Below are 21,400 nucleotides of genomic sequence, written 5' to 3'. Positions count from 1 at the left end.
CACCGCCCACCACAACCACCACCAACCCCGACACCATCGAGAACACCCTCACCACCATCTGGCAACAGACCCTCCACCTCAACCACATCAACCCCCACGACAACTTCCTCGACCTCGGCGGAGACTCGCTGGATCTCATGCGCGTCCGGGCGCGCATCGATGAGAAGCTCGGTGTGCACCTGTCCATCGCCGAGCTCTTTCAGCACCCCACCGTGCGGTCCCAGGCCCGTGCGGTGGCCGGTCGCCTGCCCGGCAGCGCTGCGCCGGGCGCCACCCTCAGTGGGGCCTCTGCGGACAGCGTGTGCATCGCCGCCGACCGGCACGAGCCGATCGCCATCGTGGGCCTGGCGTGCCGGTTCCCAGGCGCGGCCGACGCCGCCGAGTTTTGGGACCGGCTTCTGGCCGGCGACGAGCTCATCGGTCCTTCACCGGACTGCGAAGACCGGAAACCCGAAGGTGGCTGGGTGTGCGCGCACGGACCGATCGCACACTTCGACCGCTTCGACGCGGCGTTCTTCGGCTACAGCGCCCGCGAGGCCGAAGTCCTGGACCCGCAGCAGCGCGTCTTCCTGGAGCTGTCCTGGGAAGCGCTGGAAGATGCCGGCATCGACCCCGAGCGCACCGCCGCACCCGTCGGCGTGTTCGCCGGCACGGGCCACAACGGGTATCTCCTGCACAACGTGCTTCCCCACCGCCAGCGGCTGGACCCCAGCGGCCGGCTCTCGCAGTTGCTCGGCGGCTCCCTGGACGCGCTGCACCTGCTCGTTGCGAACGACAAGGACTTCCTCGCGCCCAGGGTCTCGTACCGGCTCAACCTGACCGGACCGAGCATCACCGTGCAGACGGGCTGCTCGACTTCGCTCGTCGCGGTGCATCTCGCGGTGCAGAGCCTGCGTTCCGGCGAGTGCGGCGTTGCACTGGCCGGCGGGGTGTCGATCCGGGTACCCCACGGCCGCGGTTACCTCTTCGAGTCCGGCGGCATCACCTCACCCGACGGTCACTGCAGGCCCTTCGACGCCGATGCTGCGGGCACCGTGTTCACCAGCGGAGCCGGCGTCGTTGTCCTCAAACGCGTGACCGACGCACTGCGCGACGGCGACTCCATCTATGCCGTGATCCGGGGATCGGCCGTCAACAACGACGGGGCGACGAAGATCGGTTTCACGGCGCCGAGCGTGACCGGCCACGCCGAGGTGGTGCGGCGAGCCCTGGCCGATGCTGCTGTATCGCCGGCCTCGATCGGCTACGTCGAAGCCCACGGCACAGCCACGACCCTGGGCGATCCAGTCGAGATCGCCGCTCTCAGCACGCCGTACTCCGGCGCATCCACAGCCGGTGGCCAGTGCCTCATCGGCTCCGTTAAAGGCAACATCGGTCATACCGACGTCGCCGCCGGCGTCGCCTCCTTGATCAAGGTCGCACTGGCGGTGCGAGACGGCGTCGTCCCGCCCAGCATCAACTTCGAACGCCCGAACCGTGAGATCGACTTTGGCGCCACACCGTTCACGGTCGTGACCCGGAGGACGCACTGGGAAGGCAGCCCACGCCTGGCCGGCGTGTCCTCGCTCGGCGTCGGCGGCACGAACGCACATCTGATCCTGGAACAACCGCCCTCGATACCGCACGCAGAGCCTCCAGAAACCCCGCAGCTGTTCGTTGCCTCGGCGCCCTCCGCTGAACGACTCGACCGGGTCGTTGCAGTTCTACACCCCGTCACGCAGGCGGCGTCCGCCGCAGTCCTCGCCGCCGCCGCACACACGCTGCGGACTGGACGGCGGCAATTCCCTCACCGTCACTACTGGCTGGTCGGTGCTGGACAGGCGGCCGAACCGATCCGGGCAGCGGGCGGCGGCCGCCTGTCGGACGCACCGCCGAAGATCGCCTTCCTTTTTCCCGGACAGGGCATGCAGTACACCGGCATGGGCCGATACCTGTACCAGCACGAAGGCGCCTATCGTCAGGCGTTTGACGAATGCGGCGACCTGCTGCGCCATCTCATGCGGCTGGACCTACGAGAGGCCGTCATGGGGCAGCCATCGCACGAGCCCAGCCCGCTCGCCTCCACCGAGGTCGCACAGCCCGCGCTCTTCGCCGTCATGTACGCGCTCGCCTCAACACTGCTCCGGTGGGGCCTTCGGCCCGACGTCATGGCTGGTCACAGCCTGGGCGAGGTCGTGGCGGCCACGGTCGCCGGCGTCTTCTCCCTCGACGACGCCCTACGGTTCGTCGCCGCACGGGGCGCAGCCATGGCCGCCTGCGCGCCGGGCGCGATGCTCGCTGTCCGTGCCGCACCGGCCGACGGACAGCAGACCCTGCCGGCCGGCCTCACGATCGCTGCGATGAACGGCCCGCGGGACATCGTCGTGACCGGACCGCAGGAGGCGATCGCGCAGTACGCCAACGATTGCCGGCGCCGGAACTGGGCCATCCGGCCGCTGGCCTCGAATCGCGCGTTTCACTCGCCGGCGATGCTACCCGTCGCCGACGCCCTGAAAGCCGTCCTCGAGGGCGTCGCGCTTCGGGAGCCTCAACTGCCGATCATGTCCACCGTCACGGGCGACATGCTCGGCACCGAGGCCGCCGACCCCTCCTACTGGATCGACCAGGCAATCAGGCCGGTGCTGTTCGGGGCGGCCGTCGACCGAATCGCGCAGCTGGGCCGGCCGCTCATGGTCGAGGTCGGACCGGGCGACGCCCTCACCGGTCTGGCACGCCGGGCCGTCGGCCGTGGGACCATGACGGTGGCGCCGATCATCGGGTGCGAGACGTCGGAGACCGCCGAACGCGCCGCCATCCTGGATGCGATCGGCGGGCTGTGGCAGGCCGGCGCCGAAATCGACTGGCCACGGCTGGAGCTTCTCGGCGGGGCCAGGAAGACCTCGCTGCCCACATACCCGTTCGACCGGCAGCGCTACTGGCTCGACCCGCCCGACCTACTCGACCCGCCCGGGCCGGGCGTGCCCGGTGAAGCCTCCGACGGCACGGCCGCCGCCCAGGCGGCCGACGGCGAGATAACCGTCCTCATTCCGGGCTGGTCGCGGCGCCTGCTGCGCCCCGCCCCCGCGACGGTCGAGCGCGCACCCAGCGCGGACCTGCTCATATACGCCGATCCCGGCGAGTTCGTCAACGGACAGATCTTGGTGGATCGCCTGTCGTGCGGGGCCACGGTGCGGGTCCGCCGCGGAGACAGGTTCGATCGGCTCGGACCCGACGAGTTCGTGGCCGACCCCACGGCCGAGGACGATCACCGCCAACTTTTCGCGATGCTCGCCCGCGAGGGCCGAAGCGTCAGCCGCGTGCTCTTCGCCTGGCCGCTGACCCGGCAGCAGACCGGATCGTCGCGCCACGCTGACCCCGCGGGCCTGTTCCGCAGCCTGCTGTTCGCCTATCGCGGCTGGCGCCGGGCGTTCCCGTCCGCCCACGGCACCATCGACGTCCTAGGCCAGAACGGCTGTGCAGTCCTGGACACGGACTCACCGGATCCAACCGGCGCGCTGCTCACCGGCCTCGTGACGGTCATCGGCCAGGAAGACCAACTCGTCGACGTACGCTATATCGACCTGGACCCGTACGGCCCCGCTCGGTTGGACGAGCGCGGGAACGCCGGACCGGTGCTGGACGCGATGCTCGCGGACCGGCCGAGGATCGCCGCGGTCAGGGGCCGGCATCTGTGGGTCCCCGAGTACCAGCCGACCCCGATTCCCGAGCCGGACGACGCCGGACGGCAGCGCACATGGGTCATCCTCGGTGGCCTCGGCAGGCTGGGGCTGCTCATCGCAGAGCACCTCGCCACCACCAGCCGGGACCGACTCGTGCTCGCCAGCCGTACCGACCCTGGCCCATCCGCAGTCGCGGATCGCTCGAACGGTCTGCGGGATGTTCTCCGGCGCGCACACACTGCCGACCGGATACGAACAGCCCGGGTCGACGTGACCCGACGCCCCGACATCGACCGCCTCCTCGACACCGTCGAGACCGAGTGGGGGCGGATCGACTACATCGTCCACGCCGCCGGCGTGACGGGTTCGGCGGCGACAGTGCCCGTCACGGAGATGGACTGGCGGCGGGCCGAGGAGGTGCTCCGCCCGAAGACGATTGGAGTTGTCGCACTCGATGAGGCCCTGTCCGGAAGGGACTTCGACCGCTGCATCCTGTTCTCGTCCAGCTCGGCGATCCTTGGTGGTCTCGGCCTCGGCGCCTACGCCGCCGCGAACGCCTCCCTCGACGCGTTCGCCGCAATGAAGCAAAACGGCGGCGACGAGCGGTGGATGAGCATCAACTGGGACGCCTGGGCCGGAACGACGACATCGCCGGAGTCCCTAGGCTCCCATGCCGAGATCCCCACCCACGCGGCCGTCGCCGCCCTGACCCGGCTTGCCAGGCTGTCGCACTGCACCCAGGCAATGGTCGTCAGTGGCGACTTCGACACACGGCGCCGAAGCTGGACCCGGCCGGCACCGCCGGTGACCGGCCAACAGAGCGAGGAACGAACGCCCGCGAGCCATCCGGCGGCAGGCGGCACCGCCGACCCCGCGGAAACCGCGACTCTGACGCAACTCGCCGCCATCTGGACCGACGTGCTCGGCCAGCACGACATCAGCCCGTCCGACCGATTCCGTGACCTTGGCGGCGACTCACTCGCCGCCACGAGAGTCGCCGCCAGGATCAGACACCGGTTCGCGGTCGAGGTTCCGCTGCGCCAAATGCTCAAGGCCCGAACGCTTGCGGACCTCGCCGACCTGCTCGATGCGGTCATAGCGGGAGACGACCCGTCCGGAACACAGGACGCCACCACCAAACGCCAGGAGGACCGATAGATGTCCGCAGCAGCGACCGAGCAGGACACGCGAACGCCAACCCGCATCGTCGTCGGCTTCGACCCTACGGGCCGGCTCCTATCCGATGCGGTCACCTCCACCCTGACCGCGCACGGCGTCGCCTTCGACCTTGCAGACGGCTCGGGCGAGGCGGATTACCCAGACATCGCGGTCGACGCCTGCCGCCGCGTAGCCGCCGGGGGCCTGCACTCCGCGATCCTCGTGTGCGGCACCGGACTGGGCATGAGCATCACGGCCAACAAGGTGCACGGCATTCGCGCCGCCCGTTGCACAGACACCTACAGCGTCGAGAAGGCGCGCCGCAACTCCGATGCGAACGTACTCGCACTCGGGGCCGAAGTCACGACCCCGGCGCTGGCGGCAATGCTCGTGACCACCTGGCTCAGCCACTCATTCGACTCGGACCGCTCACGTCCCAAGCTACGCAAGATCGCACTGCTGGAGACAACCGGAGGACTCCGTGGGTGACCGCCCGAGCGCCTGGGTGATCGGCACGGGAGGGATCGGCGCGCACCTGATCGAACGGCTCGCCCAGGACCACGACGTCGTCGGGTTCGACCGCGTCGAGCGCCCGTCGCGCTTCCCGTTCTACCGAGTCGACGCGGCCGACCGCGCGGCGTTCGCGGCATCCGCCAAGGCCGCCGCCGAGAGCCACGGCATGCCGGACGTCTTCGTGATGACGGCCGGCACGGTGTCATATCTGGCCCTCGAATCGGCGACCCCCGAGGAGACGACCGAGGTCCTGGCGGACAACCTGGTCGGCCCGATCAACGTCCTGCACACCGCATACCACCTAGGGCCGTTGCGGCCCCGCACCTGCGTGCTGGTCACCTCCAACGCGGCGTTCGTGCCGCGGCCGGGTCAGCCGCTCTACGCCGCCAGCAAGGCGGCCACGGTAAGCCTCGTGCGGAGCCTCGCCGTGGGCTGGGCCGCCGCCGGTATCCGGGTGCTGGCCGTCGCTCCGGGGACCGTCATGGTCGAACGCAACCGTGAGCGCGTGGCCCGACAGTACCCGCATGCGCCGCTCGACCCCGGCCGCCCCGGCGGACGCCTGCTCGTGCCCGGCGAACTGGCCGACCTCGTCGCCGGCCTGCTGCCCCATGCCGACCACCTCACCGGACAAGTGATCACCGTGGACGGTGGAAGCACACTGACAGGGGCGCGATGACGGCGACCGTCAGCGAAGAAGCCCAGTCACTGGCCACGATCCTCTCGGGAGCGGATCCCGAACTCCTGGTGGCCACGTGGGGCGGCACTGCCCGGGGCGAGATGACCCGGCTCAGCGATCTGGATCTGTTCTGCTGGAACCCGCGCCGAACGCCTCTGCCCGAGCTGATGGTGCGCCACGCCGCCTACCTCGACCTCGTCACCTGCGACGACGACCGGGCCGGCCTGCACAGATGGGCCACGTCGAACGCGACCGACCTCCACGCCGTGATGTTCGCCAGGCCGCTAGGTCCGCCCACCGCCCGCTCGGCAGCCCAGTTCGACGAGGTGGTCGAGGCACTCTGGGCCGACCAGGCGCTACGCGCCCGAGAGGTCTACCACCTGGTCGCCACGTCGATCGCGGGGGGAAGGCTGTACGGCGCCGGGATGTACCGCCCCGAGAAGTTCGCCGTCGGCGCGACCCGCTGCTGGTCAGCGCTCGCCGAATGCGGTCAGCTGATCCTCGGAATCCGCCACGGCGCCGGCACAGAAGCCATGCTGCGCAGCTTGGCAGCTGACGGCCTGCTAACGCCGACCGCAGTGACGTCCTTCCAGCAGGCAATGCGGTTCCGCCTCAAGTGCGAAGAAGGCGAGGCGACGTTCGCCGAGCTCGCCAGCGCGTACAACGAACTCGAAGCGCACTACCTGACCTGCGCCGGCGACCTAATCCGCGCCGGCGGGCCGTGGCTCCAGCGCCACGCACCGCTGACTCCCAAGACCTTTGCCCGCCTGGGTTCAGCGCTGCTCGCCGCGCCGCGATGGCCAGCGCTCGCCGCGCAGTCCAGCCCTACCGGCAAGGCGGAAGCCATGATGCACGCCTTCCTTGCCGACAACAGCGCCGAGCTTCGAACCCTGCTAGGGCAGCCGCGGCACGGGTCGAACTGGTGGGTGCGGCACGCCGCGATTCTCAACGCACACTGCGATCCCCGGACGCTCGAATCCATCGTCGATGCGGTGGTCCGCACCGGAGGCTGGTGGGCCAACCGCAACCTGATCCTCTACGCCATCCGTCATCCGGCCGCCGACGCGCAACTGCTTGACCGCCTCCGTGGCATGGCCCAGCAGCTGCGACCGATGGACCGTGAAGCGCTTGCGGCGCGTGAACAGACGACATTGCGTTGTACGGAAAGGAGTACACATTGATTACGCAGAGATTGAGCTGCCCGGCATGCCCAGACAAGACGATCTCGTCAGCGGAGACGGCGGCATACGCCTGCGACGCGTGCGGCGGCCAACTCGAACCTCGCCTCAGCGAGCCGGCGCCATTCAGCACCCTGGTTGACGCCGAACGAGGACTACCGTGGCGGTATCCGGCGTTGCTGCCGGTGATGTACGCACCCGAACTGGACGACCATGTGCTGCCGGCCACAGTGCGCAGCCCGTTGCTTGAGTCCCAACTGGGGGTGGCGGAGGCATGGCTCGTCGACTGCACCGGGTTCGGCACGGGTACCTTCAAGGACCTGGAGGCAGCGGTCGTCATCGCAGGCGCCCGCGAAATGGGGCTGACCAGAATCTCGGTCCATTCGACGGGCAACACGGCCCTGTCGTATCGGCAGTTCGCCGTTCGCGCCGGCCTCCCTTGCGCGTGCTACGTCCCCCGGCAGAACGCCGACAAGCTCGGCGACATCACCGCCGACCCCGCCTACCCCGTCTTCCTGGTCGACACGAGCTTTCCCAAGGTCGCCAAGGTCGCCAAGGACGCCGCGGCCCGCGACGGCCGGCACCACCTCGCCCCGGTCGGTTGGAAGCTGGAAGGCAAGGCCAGCCTCGCCTGGTGGCTCTACGAAACGGCGCCACAGGTCGACCTGATCGTGCAGACGGTGGCCGGCGGCTACGGGCCGCTCGGGTACGAAACCGGCTTCCGGCGCCTGAGCCGGGCGGTTGACCACCCGCACGGCATCCTGAAGAACCGCCGGTACCTGCTGTTCCAGCCCGCCGACGCGGACACCCTCACCCGCGCCTGGCAGGCCGGTCACCGGACCCTTGCCGAGGAAGAGTTGAACCTGCCTGACGATCCGTTCGAGCCCACGCTGCAGTCGACCAACCCGGTGGCTACGCTGCCGCTGCTGCGGCAGCAGATGCCAGATGGAACGGTCTTCCGCGCCGTTACGCCCGTCGCGGTCGAGGAAGCCAGGCCGCTGGCCGACAAGGTGCTTGCCGAGGCCGGCATCGCGCTCGACTATGAACGGGAACGCTCGGCATACATATCCCTTGCCGGTCTGCTGACGAGCAAGCTCGAGCGGACGACCAAACTGGCGTTCATCGTGAGCGGGTCGCGGCCATTCCAACATCGAGAATCAGCCGACGCGTGGCACGTGTTGCTTCCGTGAAGCCGAGACGGCCGTCAGACGGGAAGCCTCCTCCGTCTGACGGCCGCCTCACACATCGAACAACCGTTTGCTATGAACTGGCAGCGCCTGACTGGCGGGGCGGCTTCTTGTCGATCTTCAGGTGCAGCTCCGCCAGGCGCTCCGGTGACATCTCTGTGGGCGCGCCCATCAGCAAGTCCTGGGCGTTCTGGTTCAGCGGGAACGCGATGACCTCTCGGATGTTCGGCTGATCCGCCAGCAGCATCACGATCCGGTCGACGCCGGGGGCGATGCCCGCGTGCGGCGGCGCACCGAAGTGGAGCGCCCGCAGCATGCCGCCGAACTCGCGCTCGACCTGATCGGGCGTGTAGCCGACAGTCTCGAACGCCTTGTACATGACCTCCGGGCTGTGATTGCGGATCGCGCCCGACGACAGTTCGACGCCGTTGCACACGATGTCGTACTGCCAGGCCAGGATGTCCAGCGGATCCTGCGTCTCAAGCGCCTTCAGACCGCCCTGAGGCATGGAGAACGGGTTGTGGCTGAACTGAACCGTCCCGTTGTCGTCGAGCTCGTACATGGGGAAGTCGACGATCCAGCAGAACCGGTAGACATTGCGATCGAACTGGCCGGCTCGCTGTGCAGCCTCCACCCGAACGTCGGCCATGATCTTGTCGACGTCGCGCGGTTCACCCGCGCTGAAGAACACGGCCGTTCCGGGCGCGCCCTTCACCTCGCCGGTGAGTCGCTGTGCCTCATCCTCCGTGAGGAACTTCGCGATCGGCCCGGTCAGCCTGCCGTCTTCCTCGATTCGCACCCACGCGAGCCCCTTGGCGCCGCGGGATACGGCGAATGCTTCCATCTGGTCGAAAAACGACCTTGGCTGGTCACCGACGTGCGGAACCGGCAACGCGCGGACGTGTTTGCCGGCGAAGGCACGGAACGTGCTGGCGGCGAAGACGTCGGATACATCGACCAATTCGAGCCGCGCGCGCAGGTCTGGCTTGTCAGTGCCGTACCGCAGCAGCGCATCACGGAAGGTGATGTGGGGATACGGGGACGTCGTTTCCCAGTCCGGGGCGAATTCGCGGAAAAGCTCGGTGAGGACGGTTTCGACAACGTTGAAGACATCCGCCTGCTCGACGAAGCTCATCTCGATGTCGAGCTGGTAGAACTCGCCAGGTGAGCGGTCCGCCCTGCTGTCTTCGTCCCGGAAGCACGGTGCGATCTGGAAGTAACGGTCGAACCCAGCGACCATCAGCAGTTGCTTGAACTGCTGCGGTGCCTGAGGCAGTGCATAAAACTTGCCCGGGTAGAGCCGGGAAGGCACGAGGTAATCGCGGGCACCCTCGGGGCTCGGCGCTGACATGATCGGCGTCTGAAGGTCTGTGAACCCGAGAGCGGTCAGCTTCTCCCGTAGGCTGCGGACCACAGCAGAGCGGAGCATGATGTTGTTGTGCATCTGGCTGCGTCGAAGGTCGAGGAAGCGGTAGGTAAGACGCTCCCGTTCCGACACGGAGTCTTCCGGGAAGACGCTGAACGGCAGCGGGTCGCAGGTCCCCAGCACCTCGATGCCGGACACCTCGATCTCGATCTCTCCGGTCGGCAAGTCGGTGTTGACGTTTCCTGGACCCCGGGCGGCCACCGTACCGTCAACGCAAATTACCGTCTCTTTCCGCATGCCGCTTAGTGTTTCGAACATGGCATCGCCCTGACGGAACACCAATTGAACGATGCCGTAGTGGTCACGGAGATCGACGAACAGAACGCCGCCGTGATTCCGGCGGTTGTGAAGCCAGCCGGAAAGACGAACTTCCTTTCCGGAATCGCTTGCCCGGAGTTCGCCGCAGGTGTGTGACCGGTACCGATGCATCGTTCATCCAACCCGTATTCGAAGCCGAAATTTGTGGCCTCCCGACATCACCCCGACAGCCTACACGGCGTACACATCGGGGACTCCACTGGCGCGGGCGGCTGGTTGGGACCATCATGCCAGAGACGCTGGCGACGGTCGCGCCTGATACGCGAGCCGTACGTTGAGGACCTGTTTGAGATCGACTCACTGGTGACGAGTACTCCGTGATCGCTGCGGTCGCGCTGCTCCCGCCATCGGCGCGGACCCACTCGCAGGCCCGCAGAGTTGTCCCACGGCGCCCCTGCCCCAATCCGATGAGGGCCGCGGCGCCACCCACACTGACGGCGTCGAGATCGCAGACCGTCAACCCAGGCATCGCAGTCGCCACGTACAGCGTCCGCCTCGGCCAGAGTTTGACGCTGCGCGACGCACCCGCGGAGCGGGAGGGGCACGGCAAACCTCTGCGCCGGATCCCGGCGTTGCCGGGGAGCCGCGCAACGGACTACACCAGCTTTCGGCGTCGGAATGCGTCCAGACTGACGACCCCCGCGATGCGCTGTGTCTGGAACGCCAAATCCTCCATCGGACAGTCCGCGTCTTTCGCAACGAACTCGACACTTCGATCGATGTGTTGGGATTGCGCCAGTGCGTAGAGTCTCGCCAATGCGCCGCAAGCCTGCAGTGCGGTGTCGCAACGGTAGACCAGGTCTTCACTCGGCCAGCGTTGCGCCTTCTCGATCTTTCCGAGTAGGTCACCAGAATTGTGTACCACTTGACCCAGCCGGGCCAGCGAAAGACCGCGAAGCTGTCGCCACGCGCGAAGTTCCGCACCGAAGTAGTGTCGTATCGAAGCGAACGGCTGGAGAGAGGCCGGCCTCTGTGGCAATGTTCGTCCCCCTCCTGTTTGATCTATCGCCCGATTCGGTCTTTGTGGACGCCAACGCTTTCGTGGCCGCGTCGAACTGGCCGACTTGCTCGGCCAGCACCTTGTCGGCCGCCTTTGCCGATGCGCTGGACCGCCCCAATTTGACACCGGCCGTGGCAACATTGCGCCGATATGACGGTGGCAACGAGCGCGGCTGTTGTGCTGGCAGTTGGCCGCTTGGTGGGCGCCAAGGCTGGGGCGGCGGCGCGTTGCCGGTCATGCGCAATGCTCTTTGGGTCGTCGGTGTATCGGGTGTCCGGCGACGGCGGGGCACGCGGATCGTGCGGCCGGGGCGCGTCGTCGAGTGTGGCCACGGCTCGAAGGTCGGTGGCGAGTAGAGCGATGAGCGGGTGGTCGACGGCAAGACCTGCGGCGGCTTCGCGCAGGCTTCGGGTCAGCAGGTGGTGTGCCTGCAGGGTGTGGCCGTGCTGGTGCAACAGGGCGGCAAGGTCGGCGGCGACGTGCAGGGTGTCGACGTTAGTGCCGCCTTGGTAGCGGTGAGGCTGGGCGTGCGTGGCGTTGAGGTGCCGCCAGACGCCGGTGGCCCGGTCGTAGAAGGCGGGGCTGGCGCAGCGTCCGTCGCAGCCGGTCGATGCGAGCGGCGAGAGTCCCGGCGTGCCGGTCAGCGTGCGCAGTGCGTGGGCGAGGTCGGTGGAGAAGCCAGACGTTGAGCGCGGTGCCGATGTCCTGGACGTGGCTGTCACCGGCTCGCCGGGTGGGGCAGTGCTGCGGCTGCGGGAGCCGATCGGCAGCCTGGCGCGGCGGTCGACGACGACCGGGTGCCGCCCGGTGGGCCGTGTCATCGGGCACCTGTGGTGGTGACGGTGATGTGTTCGGGCGCGCATGGGCTGCGGTGGGTAGCGCAGTGCCGGGCAACTGCGGCCGGGGTCAGGGCCGTGTGCGTCCACACCCGGATGTGGGCGCGGCGTTGGCCGTGCTCGTCGGGCACGACGTAGATGGTGTGAGACGTGATGTCGGGGTGTGCGGCGAGGGCTTGGCGGAGCACAGCGACGCCGACCGTTGCCGCGTCTGGGGAGAGGTAGTGTCGGGCCGCTTCCAGGCGGCGCAGGGTGAGGTTGCCGTCTTGGTCGAGGGTGCCGATGTCGCCGCTGGTCCGCCACGTCCCGGCTGGGGTGCAGGGCTGGTCGGCGCGGTGCGCGGTGGCGCCGCTGCTGCTGGACGCTTCGATCAGCCCGGCCACGCCGGGCAGTGTCGGCCTGCCGGCCGGGTCGACGGTCCGCAGGTGGACGCCGGGCAGTGGTGTCAGGCTGCCATGGGATCCGCCGGGCTGGCTGAGCGCGCCGTCGTAGGTGGGGGCGTGGTACCAGGCGGTGACGGTTGCGCCGGTGCGGGCGGTGACGGCAGCGAGGTAGCCGATATTCACGGCCGGGACCGCGGCGGGCACGACGACCCGGCGCAACGCTCCGGTGGCGAACGGCAGCCACTCGGTCAACGTCTCCTGGCGCTGGAGCAGCCCCATCACCTGGCCGGCGGCGAGGACCGCCCAGTCAGCGCCCGTCTCGACCGCCGTGGCCAGCCAGTCCTGCGGGCTGAACTCCGGCCGGAGCACGACCGTGCCGCCGTGGAGGAGTTGCCGGACGGCGGTGTCGAAGATTGCCGCGACGTGTAGCGGCGCGGTGAGCAGTGAGGTGCCGCCGGCCGTGAGCCCGATCGCGTCGGCGAAGCGTGGGCTGGTCGGTGGTTCCCCACCGGCGACGTAGACCCGTCGGCCGCCGTGCTCGGTGCGCAGGTGCGCCCGCCACGGCTGGCACCAGTGCCCGACGTTGTCGGCCTGTTGTATCGCAGCGTCGATGAATTTGGCCCGGGCGGTGGCCGGGACCGGCATCGGGATGCCGCCGCCGAGCCATACCCCGAGCGCAGCAATGATCGTCGCGGCGGTCGGCCGGGCGAGGACCGGGACCACCAGGCGGTCGGTGGGCTGCTGCCGGGCGACGTGCTCGTACGCCGACCGCCACAGATCGGCGAACGTGGTGGCACGGTGGGCGTCGATGACCGCGGCCCGGTCGGGCTGGTTGACGGCGAGGTCGTGGAATCGGGCGACGATGTCCCGGACGGTCGTCGAGGCTGCTGCCGCAGCGACCGGCGTGCTGGTCATCGCGCTGGTCAAGATCGGCTCCAAGGGGTGGCGGGACGAGATCGTGTGAGGGCTACTGGTGCGGCGTATGGGCAGCACCTGCGGTGGTGACGGCGAGGCGACCGTCCGGCTCGGACGCGGCAGCGACAGTCGCCGTCACGACGGGCGATTCTTGCGTTGACCGGCCCGGCGCGGCGGCTGTACTGCGCCGCGAACCGCCGCGGGAACGCAGTGCTGTTCCGGCCGTAGAGAGGATCAAGTGGACGGTGCCGTAGCCGCAGCCGAGTTCAACGACCAGAAGCCGCTACAGCCGCCAGACGAACTCCAACTCCTCGGGTCCGTCCCCGATGCGAACCTCGGCGAACAGTCTCCGGAAGACAGCGGGAAGTTCCTCAACGCCTGTCACCAGCAGTACTGACGCAGACTCGACCCGATCCCGTACCAGCCGCTCGACCAGCGCGGCTTTGACGCCGTTGCGACGGCAACCACAGAGGAACACGTATTCACGTTCGCCATCTGCGGCCAACGACGCTTGCAGAGGTCGATCGCAACCATCACAAATCAGCAGCGATCGAACGGTGTACTGATCCGCTACCGGTGACCGTCCGCTGATGGCGGACTTGTCAAGTCGCACGTCGGCGCCGATCGCACTCCGGTCGAGTCGACCGACCCGGGCCTCGATGAGCGCATGATGCATCGAACGCGAAGGCGACACTGGTGTTGCTACGTGTTCCCGGCAAGGCGAGTCCTCGACCAGCATGTTGACCTCCGGTTCAGGCGTCGGGTCGTGCTGTCTACCTGGGTACCTGGGCTTCGTGGCGCGCTTGATCGCGGTCGATCAAGGCAACGAGCTGTAGCAATTCACGTGCGTCACGTTCTGCGGAGCAGTGTGGCTAGTGCGTCGTTGCCTTCAGAAGCGCACCCGCGCGCCGCTTGCCTGCCGTTAGGCGGTCACAAGGCGGACATCGAAGGGCCGTATTGACGGACCACAGGGCAGAAGCGTGGACTGCGGCCCGAGTCGGCTCTACGGTCATTCTTAGATCCGTCCAAGGGACAGGGGGCCCGGGGTGAAAGACGAGCACAGGACGCTGCTCGCGGTCCTCGTCGGCGGCGACGAGCACACCCTTGCTGAGGTCGTGGCCGGGTTCGAGCGCTGCGCACGGGACAGCAATGAGGATGCGACGCTCAGCGTGCGAACACTTCGCCGGTGGATGGTGGGAGACGTCCGGACGGGGCCGCGCCCATCGCAGCGTCGAGTGGCTCGACGGTTCTGGGGATTCCCCATGTCGCAACTGCTCGGTCCCGCACCGCCCGCGCATGCCAGCGCCCCGGATGGCGACGAAGTCTCGGTCATGTCGCCGGATGCCGCGCCGGTGACCGCGGACCGATCAGAACCGAGTCGATCATCGGCTGAGCTGGAACGCCCGGCCAGTTCCCTAGAAAGGCAGGTTGCGATGGCAGCCCGACGCGCCGCCCGGTTCACTTCCTTCGCTGAGATCGACAACGTTGGACCGGAGGCGATTTCTCAACTTCAAGACGACATCGGCCACCTGGCCGGCGCATATATCCAGGACCCACTTGTCACGATCATGAGTGACCTCATCGACACCCAGGAGACCGTCTTCCAACTTCTGGAGGGAAAGCAGAAGCCAGCGCTGACCCGCGACCTGTATCTCCTCGCGGGCGTGGCATCTGGCATGATCGCCAAGGCAAGTCATGATCTAGGCCGAACGCACGAGGCGATGACTCACGCCCGAACCTTGTACGTGTGCGCCGACAACGCGGACCACCACGGGCTGCGTGCCTGGGCACGTGGACTGCAAAGCTTGATCGCATACTGGGCCGGTCGGCCGCAACAGGCGGTCCGCTACGCACGCAACGGTGCCGAGGTCGCAGCCAATCTCAACGGCTCGGTCGCGGTTTGGCTACCGTCCCTGGAGGCTCGTGGGTGGGCGCTCATGTCTGACGGCGACGAGGCGGCAGCAGCGCTGGGCCGGGCAAGCGACCAACGCGACGCTCACGAAGCTGACGACCTTGACGCGATCGGTGGGCTCTTCGGGTTCCCGCCAGCACGGCAGAGCTACTATGCGGCGGGCACGTATGTATGCCTGGACGGGGAGCAGGGACGAGCCCAATCGGAGGCCGTGGCGGCTCTTGAGCAATTCGAGCACGGCCGTGCCGAAGACCGATCGTTCAGCGACGTCGCAGGCGCCCGGGCTGAGCTGTCACTTGCGCGCGTCCGCGCTGGAGAGATTGAAGGCGCGCACGAGGCTCTGGCTCCAGTGCTGAACCTTGTTCCGGAGCGACGCATCGGCGGGATCATCGCGAGCGCCGGCCGAGTGCATCAAGCGTTGAGTGGACGACGTCAAGCGGGCTCGCCGGCCGTGCGCCTGCTGCGTGAGGAGATCGAGGCGTTCTGCCGGCTGCCCGCAGCGGCCCTGCCGGCGTGAGTCCTCATTCGAATTACTGGATCGTTCGAAGGTGGTGATCTCGGTGGCAGGACAGCAGACGCTGCTCGCAGTCCTCGTGGAGCGCAGCGAGCTCACCCACGAGGAGACCTGCGAGGGCTACCGCAGGTGCGCGCGTGACAACGACGAAAACGCGGCCCTGAGCCTGCGGACGTTGCGCCGATGGATCGCGGGCGATGTGGTGACCCGTCCCCGTCCAGCACAGGCCCGCGTCGCGCGCATCTACTGGGGCTATTCAATGGATCAACTCCTCGCGCCGGCCCCCGATCACAACGTCGATGCGTTCGCATACCGCCCCTCGGCAGTCGCCGAGCAGCCGATCGCCAACACTGCCACCAGCCAGACCCACAAAGACCTGAGTGACCCATCCGACATCGGGAAGCAGGTGGCCATGTCCGCTCGACGAGCCGCTCGATTCACCACCTTCGCCGAGGAGAGCAACATCGGCCGCGAGGCAATAGATCAACTGCGTGATGATGTGACCCGCCTGGCAAGCGACTATCTCCGTGAACCCCTTTCGTCCATCATGAGCGACCTGCTTGACACGCAGGATTCGATCTTCGGGGCGCTGACCGGCAGGCAGAGGCCGACCTGGACGTCAGAACTCTTCGTGCTAGCTGGTATGGCATCTGGGCTGCTTTCGAAAGCCAGCCATGATCTCGGTCGCCCTCGCGAAGCAATGACCCAAGCGCGGACGATGTACGTGTGTGCCGAGAATGCGGGTCACGTCGGGCTACAAGCATGGGCGAGAGGCCAACAGGCTTTGATCGCATTCCGTGCCGGCCGGCCCCAGGAGGCGGTCCGCTACTCGTCCGCCGGCGCCGAGATCTCCGCGAACTTGACGGGGTCGGTCACAGCGTGGTTGCCCGCCTTACGCGCTCGCGCGCTCGCGCAGCTCTCCGAGCCACACGACGCGCGAGAGGAGCTAGGTCGCGCTGCGGATCGCCGCGACCAGGTACGCTCCGACGATCTTGATGAGGTCGGGGGTCTGCTGACCTTCAGTGAGGCTAAGCAGCACTACTATGCGGCTGGGACGTACGTCTTCCTGGACGAGAGTGCGGACTTCGACGCCGAACGAGCAGCGCAGGCAGCTCTCGACCTGTTCGAGGACGGCCCCGACGAACACCGATCCTTCAGCACGGAGGCGGGCGCCCGCGCCGAACTCGCCCTCGCTCGCGTACACGCCGGCGCGCTCGACGGTGCGCGGGACGCACTACAAGCGGTCCTCGACCTAGACCCGGACCGCAGGATCGGAGGCATCGTCCACAGCGTCAATCAGGTGCACCACGCTCTCCGAGAGCGGCGGTACACCGGGTCGTTGCTCGCACGCGAGATGCGCGACGAAATAGAATCATTCTGCCAGCATCCGGCCAGACTATTGTCGGTTTGACAACCCCGCAAGCGCTCGTAGCAGATGAGGATGGAACTCACGTGTATCCGGTAAGGCTCGACGGGCCGCGCATATTCCTCCGGGAGTTCGAGCCGAGCGACCTTGAAGAGTCAATGGCCATTGTGGGCGACCCCGAGGTCACCTCCTTTCTGAGCTTCGACACCCGGACCCGCGAGGAGCAGGCAGAACGTCTCGCGGCCGACATCGAGCGTGCGCGGAGTACACCTCGGCCAGACTACTACCTCGCTATCGTCGCCAAAGAGACGGGCTCATTGATTGGCTTTGCTCGAATTGGCCTTATCGAACCGACAGACGGTGAGGGTGTTCGTTCGGGTGAGCTCGGAGCGGCGATCCGCAAGGACTACTGGCGGCAAGGGTTCGCAACTGAGGCAGCCGTGCTTATGCTCGGTTTTGGCTTAGACACGCTTGGCCTGCACCGGATTCAGGCCGCGTGCGGGCCCGACAACCTAGCCTCACAGGCGGCACTCGCAAGACTAGGCTTCCAGTACGAGGCACATTTACGCGACCACGTATTTACCAACGGCGCATGGCGGGACTCTCTGCTGTTCGCAATACTGGACGAGGAATGGTCAGCGCGTGCAGAGAAGCAGAACTAGAGGCACCCTGTTCCGGTCCGGACGGCAAGCCGCCACTGGCTGGCGAGACCGTTCGCACCCTGGTGCGGGATACCTACGGTTGACAGGAACACGCAACGTCGGCCGGCGCCGCCGATTGTCCGTAACTGGTTGATCAGGCTCGAGGGGTCGCCGGAGAAGTAGCCGAGCCACTGCAGGTCACGGAGGAAAGAACAGCTGATGTTGTACGGGCACGAGTAACACTTTGTGAGGTCCAGCGAGACGCTGCTGATGCGCGATACTGGCCACCAGGTGCCGCCGTCGCGGGCTGAACAGCGCCTGCCCGCCTCCGCCGGTGCCGACGTGCAGCTACAGCCCGTGCCGTTGACCTATCTCCGGCCCGGCTGACTGGTATTGGGTCGCGGACCGATTCGCCGACTGGCACAGTGCCTTCATGCCAGAACCGTTTGAGCCACGGACCTACGGGGATGCGATCGCTGACGTCTACGACGAGTGGAATGCAGATGGGCCCGACGGGGTGGCCGAAGCCGCGGCCGACTTCCTGGCCCGGTGTGCAGGCGAGCGTGGTACCGCACTGGAACTGGGCATCGGTACCGGCCGGATCGCGATTCCGCTCGCAGCGCGGGGCATTGCGGTGACCGGGGTCGACGCGTCCCCGCGAATGGTGGAACGACTACGGGCCAAGCCCGGCGGCGCCGGCCTGCCGGTCATTGTCGGAGATCTTGCCGACGTGCCGGTATCAGGCAGCTTCGATCTGGTGTACATCGTCGCCAGCACCCTGTACTGCCTCACCGAGCAGCAGACCCAGGTGCGGGCACTGAGCCTGGCCGCAGCACGGTTGCGACCGGGCGGCCGGCTGGTTGTCGAGGCATTCGTACCGGACCCGAGCCGCTTCGATCGGGGCCAGCGCGTTGAGGCCCGCACCGCGGACACCGACGCGGTCAGGCTGGACGTCGCCCGCCACGACCCGGTCACCCAGACCGTGTTCTCGCAGCAGATCGCCATCACCGCCGACGGGATCCGGCTGTACCCGGTGCACCTTCGCTACATCTGGCCCGCCGAACTGGACCTGATGGCCCGGCTCGCCGGCCTTGACCTCGTGCACCGCAGCGGCGGATGGCGCGGCGAACCATACACCGCTGCGTCCAGCGGTCACGTCACCGTCTACCAACGGCCGGCACCATGACCGGCACCGCCGCGGAGCCCGGGCCGCACCCCATCCACCACGCCCTCGCCCGCCGTCTGGCCGATCCCGGCGGCGGTGTGGTCGTCGATCTGGGGTGCGGCCCAGGCCGCACCCTCATCGCCCTGCACCACCGCTGGCCTGGCACCCGCCTGATCGGCATCGACCTGCAGCCGGCGCCCCTGGCCACCGCGGGACAGACGGACGCCGGGGCGCGGCTGCTGCTGGTACGGGCGGATCTGGCGGCTCCGCTGCCGTTGGACGACGCCGGCGTGACCGCGCTGGTCTGCCACAACGTGATCGAGCTGCTGCCCCGGCCCGCGGTGCTGTTCGCCGAGGCGCACCGGGTGCTGCGCCGCGGCGGGCAGGCTGTGTGGTCGCACACCGACTTCGCCGGCCTGGTCATCCATGGCGCCGACCCGCAGCTGACCGACCGGATCTGCCAGGCCTACGCCGAGGTATCCCAACGGTGGATGGCCCACATTGACCCGCGCGCCGGTCGCGCGATGCCCGGCCTGGCCCGCCGTGCCGGGCTGACTGTGGACGCGTTCGACGCCCACGTTCTGACTGCTGACCGGCTGACTGGGCACGCCAGTCTGCGCATCGACGAGATCACTCAGGTTGCGTACCGGCACGCCGCCCAGCAGCGGGCGGCGGTCACCGTTCACGAGGTACAGGCCTGGCGGGCACAACTGGACCGGGCGCACGCCGACGGCGAGTTCTGCTTCGCTGAGACGGCGTTCATCACCACCACGAGCCGCACCGACCGAGACTGAGCTGACTGCGGAGGCGACTCCGTTCGCCAGTACCGCGATGTCCTCGCGGAATGACCCGACGTCCGGCGGCCGGGTGAAGACCGCCAACCGGTTCCGCTTGAATCTGGGCAAGCCGACTATCGAGATGGCCAGAACGGGCCTCGGTGCCGATGGCCATCTAGCCTTGCGTTCATGGACGATCTCGCGACCCGCGTCGTCGCCCTCGCCGAGGCGCATCTCAACGCCGTCGCGCTTGCTGACCGCTGGCGTGTGCAGGGGGTCGCCGCGCGTGCCGAGGAACTCGCGACCGGTGTGGACGTGACGGGCACGCGTTGCTTGTGGCCGCCGCCTGGCTGCATGTCATCGGATGCGCCGCCAAGGTTGCCATCTCAACCTCTCGTATTGCGTCAGGGACGCCGACAGTGACGGCATCCGGCGTAGGCTGCGGCGGAGTGCGCCCGTCCCCTCACCGGGAATGATCAACTTGGTGCGGCTGGTGGAGGTCGTCGCCGATCCGGATGCCAAGACGATCACCTGGGCGCCGCCGCGCGGCGGTCAGCAACTCTTCCTCGGCGTCTGACACGTCGGCAGCGGAACGCGTGAAGGGGACCGTCAACTGGCAATGGAGTCGTTCTTCACTCGCAACGAGGGTGCGACCTGGAGCGGAAGCCCGACATGTGCTCACCACCCGCCCTGAACGGTGTCGAACCGACAGCGGTCAGGCAACACACTGGTGTTCCTCGCCGACATGCCGGCAGCTACCTCGCCGGCATGAACCCGCCGTTGATCAATCCTGAATCGTCGCCGGGAACGGTGCTACCGCGCTGATGCGGGCCGGCTACGCCACTGGAACCGAACGGCTCCACGAGCTACGCGCCTGGTTGCACCGGTGGGACACCTATCCGGCGGTGCAACTCCTCGACGAACGATTGGCTGCCCTCTCCCGATGACCATCCGCACCGATCCGCGCACGATCCGCGCCGTGTACTTCGACGTCGGCGAAACACTCATCGACGAGTCGACTGAGTAGGGCACTTGGGCCGACTGGCTCGGCGTGCCCCGACATACCTTCTCCGCAGTGTTCGGGCAGGTCATCGCCCAGGGCCGCGACTATCGCGAGGTGTTCCAGCATTTCCGGCCTGGGTTCGACCTTGCCGCCGAGCGGCAGCGACGCGCGGACGCCGGTCTTGCCGAACACTTCAACGGCCGCGACTTGTACCCGGACGTACGCGGGTGCATCGCCGAGCTCAAGACGGCTGGGTTCGTTGTCGCGGTGGCCGGTAATCAGACCGCCCGTGCAGGTCGGCTGTTACGCGAACTCAACATCGGCGTCGACCTGATCGTCACCTCCGACGACTTGGGCGCGGAGAAGCCGTCCCGGAAGTTCTTCGATGCCCTGATCGAGTCCGCCGGCTGCGAACCCGCCCACATCGCGTATGTCGGTGACCGTCTCGACAACGATGTCCTTCCCGCCTTGGACGCGGGCCTCACCGCAGTGTTCATCCGCCGTGGTCCATGGGGCTACTTCTACGCGACTCAGCCCGATGTTCGGCGAGCCCACATCCGGATCGACTCCTTGTCCGAGCTTCCCGGACGGATAAGGGGTGCAATCTCATGACACCTGACCGGTCGAGCGGCGCCGTAGGTCGGGTGCTGGTCCGGGTGAGTGGGCCGCGCCAGCCGGAGAACAGTTCGACGCCACGCCGCGAACCCTGCCAAACTGGATTCGGTGGACAACCGGCGACACAGTCGCCGATTCGTAGCTGTGCCCGCCTGCGTG

General features: G+C 67.7%; 17 protein-coding genes and 1 pseudogene. 14 read left to right on the top strand and 4 right to left on the bottom strand.

The genetic code is table 11. The features are described from left to right. The 5 genes from AB0M46_RS23640 to AB0M46_RS23620 form a co-directional block, all read left to right on the top strand. Positions 1-4,817 (top strand): SDR family oxidoreductase (locus AB0M46_RS23640; RefSeq protein WP_363339126.1); only part of this gene is annotated, 4,817 nt, incomplete at its 5' end. Beyond that, positions 4,818-5,306: an RpiB/LacA/LacB family sugar-phosphate isomerase gene (locus tag AB0M46_RS23635; protein WP_363339125.1), complete on the top strand. Its 489-nt coding sequence runs from the start codon at positions 4,818-4,820 to the stop codon at positions 5,304-5,306. Then, positions 5,299-6,006, top strand: coding sequence for an SDR family oxidoreductase (locus AB0M46_RS23630; protein WP_363339124.1), 708 nt, complete (start codon positions 5,299-5,301; stop codon positions 6,004-6,006). Before AB0M46_RS23635 ends, AB0M46_RS23630 begins: the two co-directional genes overlap by 8 nt. After that, complete coding sequence (locus tag AB0M46_RS23625) at positions 6,003-7,187, top strand: hypothetical protein (protein ID WP_363339123.1); 1,185 nt, start codon at positions 6,003-6,005, stop codon at positions 7,185-7,187. Before AB0M46_RS23630 ends, AB0M46_RS23625 begins: the two co-directional genes overlap by 4 nt. A gap of 182 nt (positions 7,188-7,369) precedes the next feature. Beyond that, positions 7,370-8,374, top strand: a complete 1,005-nt coding sequence (locus AB0M46_RS23620; protein ID WP_363339129.1) for a pyridoxal-phosphate dependent enzyme — start codon at positions 7,370-7,372, stop codon at positions 8,372-8,374. 70 nt (positions 8,375-8,444) lie between these two features. Here AB0M46_RS23620 and aspS read toward each other — a convergent pair whose 3' ends face one another. After that, complete coding sequence (gene aspS, locus AB0M46_RS23615; protein ID WP_363339122.1) at positions 8,445-10,226, bottom strand: aspartate--tRNA ligase; 1,782 nt, start codon at positions 10,224-10,226, stop codon at positions 8,445-8,447. Positions 10,227-10,710: 484 nt separating this feature from the next. Continuing rightward, complete coding sequence (locus AB0M46_RS23610; RefSeq protein ID WP_363339121.1) at positions 10,711-11,094, bottom strand: helix-turn-helix transcriptional regulator; 384 nt, start codon at positions 11,092-11,094, stop codon at positions 10,711-10,713. Here AB0M46_RS23610 and AB0M46_RS23605 point away from each other — a divergent pair. Continuing rightward, positions 11,088-11,471, top strand: coding sequence for a hypothetical protein (locus tag AB0M46_RS23605; protein WP_363339120.1), 384 nt, complete (start codon positions 11,088-11,090; stop codon positions 11,469-11,471). The genes AB0M46_RS23610 and AB0M46_RS23605 overlap by 7 nt on opposite strands. 12 nt (positions 11,472-11,483) lie before the next feature. Then, positions 11,484-11,804 carry a hypothetical protein gene (locus AB0M46_RS23600; protein WP_363339119.1) on the top strand — a complete coding sequence of 107 codons (321 nt, stop codon included), beginning with the start codon at positions 11,484-11,486 and terminating at the stop codon, positions 11,802-11,804. A gap of 128 nt (positions 11,805-11,932) precedes the next feature. On the opposite strand, the gene AB0M46_RS23595 is transcribed toward AB0M46_RS23600, so the two are convergent. Next, positions 11,933-13,261: a hypothetical protein gene (locus AB0M46_RS23595; RefSeq protein ID WP_363339118.1), complete on the bottom strand. Its 1,329-nt coding sequence runs from the start codon at positions 13,259-13,261 to the stop codon at positions 11,933-11,935. Positions 13,262-13,532: 271 nt separating this feature from the next. Further along, complete coding sequence (locus tag AB0M46_RS23590; protein ID WP_363339117.1) at positions 13,533-13,988, bottom strand: hypothetical protein; 456 nt, start codon at positions 13,986-13,988, stop codon at positions 13,533-13,535. 307 nt (positions 13,989-14,295) lie between these two features. On the opposite strand from AB0M46_RS23590, the gene AB0M46_RS23585 reads away from it, so the two are divergent. From AB0M46_RS23585 to AB0M46_RS23555, 7 genes and pseudogenes are all read left to right on the top strand, one after another. Continuing rightward, positions 14,296-15,678, top strand: coding sequence for a hypothetical protein (locus AB0M46_RS23585; protein WP_363339116.1), 1,383 nt, complete (start codon positions 14,296-14,298; stop codon positions 15,676-15,678). A gap of 31 nt (positions 15,679-15,709) precedes the next feature. Further along, on the top strand, positions 15,710-17,086 hold the full coding sequence (locus tag AB0M46_RS23580) for a hypothetical protein (protein ID WP_363339115.1): 1,377 nt from the start codon (positions 15,710-15,712) through the stop codon (positions 17,084-17,086). Next, entirely contained in the window at positions 17,083-17,703 is a 621-nt protein-coding gene (locus tag AB0M46_RS23575) for a GNAT family protein (protein WP_363339114.1), read from the top strand. Before AB0M46_RS23580 ends, AB0M46_RS23575 begins: the two co-directional genes overlap by 4 nt. Positions 17,704-18,115: 412 nt before the next feature. Further along, positions 18,116-18,868, top strand: coding sequence for a class I SAM-dependent methyltransferase (locus tag AB0M46_RS23570; protein WP_363339113.1), 753 nt, complete (start codon positions 18,116-18,118; stop codon positions 18,866-18,868). Then, positions 18,865-19,641 (top strand): methyltransferase domain-containing protein, encoded by a 777-nt coding sequence (locus AB0M46_RS23565; protein ID WP_363339112.1) that lies wholly within the window; start codon positions 18,865-18,867, stop codon positions 19,639-19,641. Before AB0M46_RS23570 ends, AB0M46_RS23565 begins: the two co-directional genes overlap by 4 nt. A gap of 171 nt (positions 19,642-19,812) precedes the next feature. Next, on the top strand, positions 19,813-20,046 hold the full coding sequence (locus tag AB0M46_RS23560; protein ID WP_363339111.1) for a hypothetical protein: 234 nt from the start codon (positions 19,813-19,815) through the stop codon (positions 20,044-20,046). 520 nt (positions 20,047-20,566) lie between these two features. After that, positions 20,567-21,238 (top strand): annotated as a pseudogene (locus tag AB0M46_RS23555) (HAD family hydrolase). Positions 21,239-21,400 lie beyond the last annotated feature (162 nt).

It is taken from the genome of Dactylosporangium sp. NPDC051485, from assembly GCF_040682015.1.
Taxonomy (GTDB): Bacteria; Actinomycetota; Actinomycetes; order Mycobacteriales; family Micromonosporaceae; genus Dactylosporangium.
The sequence above is the reverse complement of the archived record's forward strand: the minus strand, read 5'-3'. Positions and strand labels throughout refer to the sequence as shown.

Bases quoted from the DNA above. Each gene is read 5' to 3' on its own strand.
- AB0M46_RS23625 (WP_363339123.1), top strand. From the start codon at position 6,003: ATGACGGCGACCGTCAGCGAAGAAGCCCAGTCACTGGCCACGATCCTC.
- AB0M46_RS23570 (WP_363339113.1), top strand. From the start codon at position 18,116: ATGCCAGAACCGTTTGAGCCACGGACCTACGGGGATGCGATCGCTGAC.
- aspS (WP_363339122.1), bottom strand. From the start codon at position 10,226: ATGCATCGGTACCGGTCACACACCTGCGGCGAACTCCGGGCAAGCGAT.
- AB0M46_RS23560 (WP_363339111.1), top strand. From the start codon at position 19,813: ATGGACGATCTCGCGACCCGCGTCGTCGCCCTCGCCGAGGCGCATCTC.
- AB0M46_RS23635 (WP_363339125.1), top strand. From the start codon at position 4,818: ATGTCCGCAGCAGCGACCGAGCAGGACACGCGAACGCCAACCCGCATC.
- AB0M46_RS23565 (WP_363339112.1), top strand. From the start codon at position 18,865: ATGACCGGCACCGCCGCGGAGCCCGGGCCGCACCCCATCCACCACGCC.
- AB0M46_RS23590 (WP_363339117.1), bottom strand. From the start codon at position 13,988: ATGCTGGTCGAGGACTCGCCTTGCCGGGAACACGTAGCAACACCAGTG.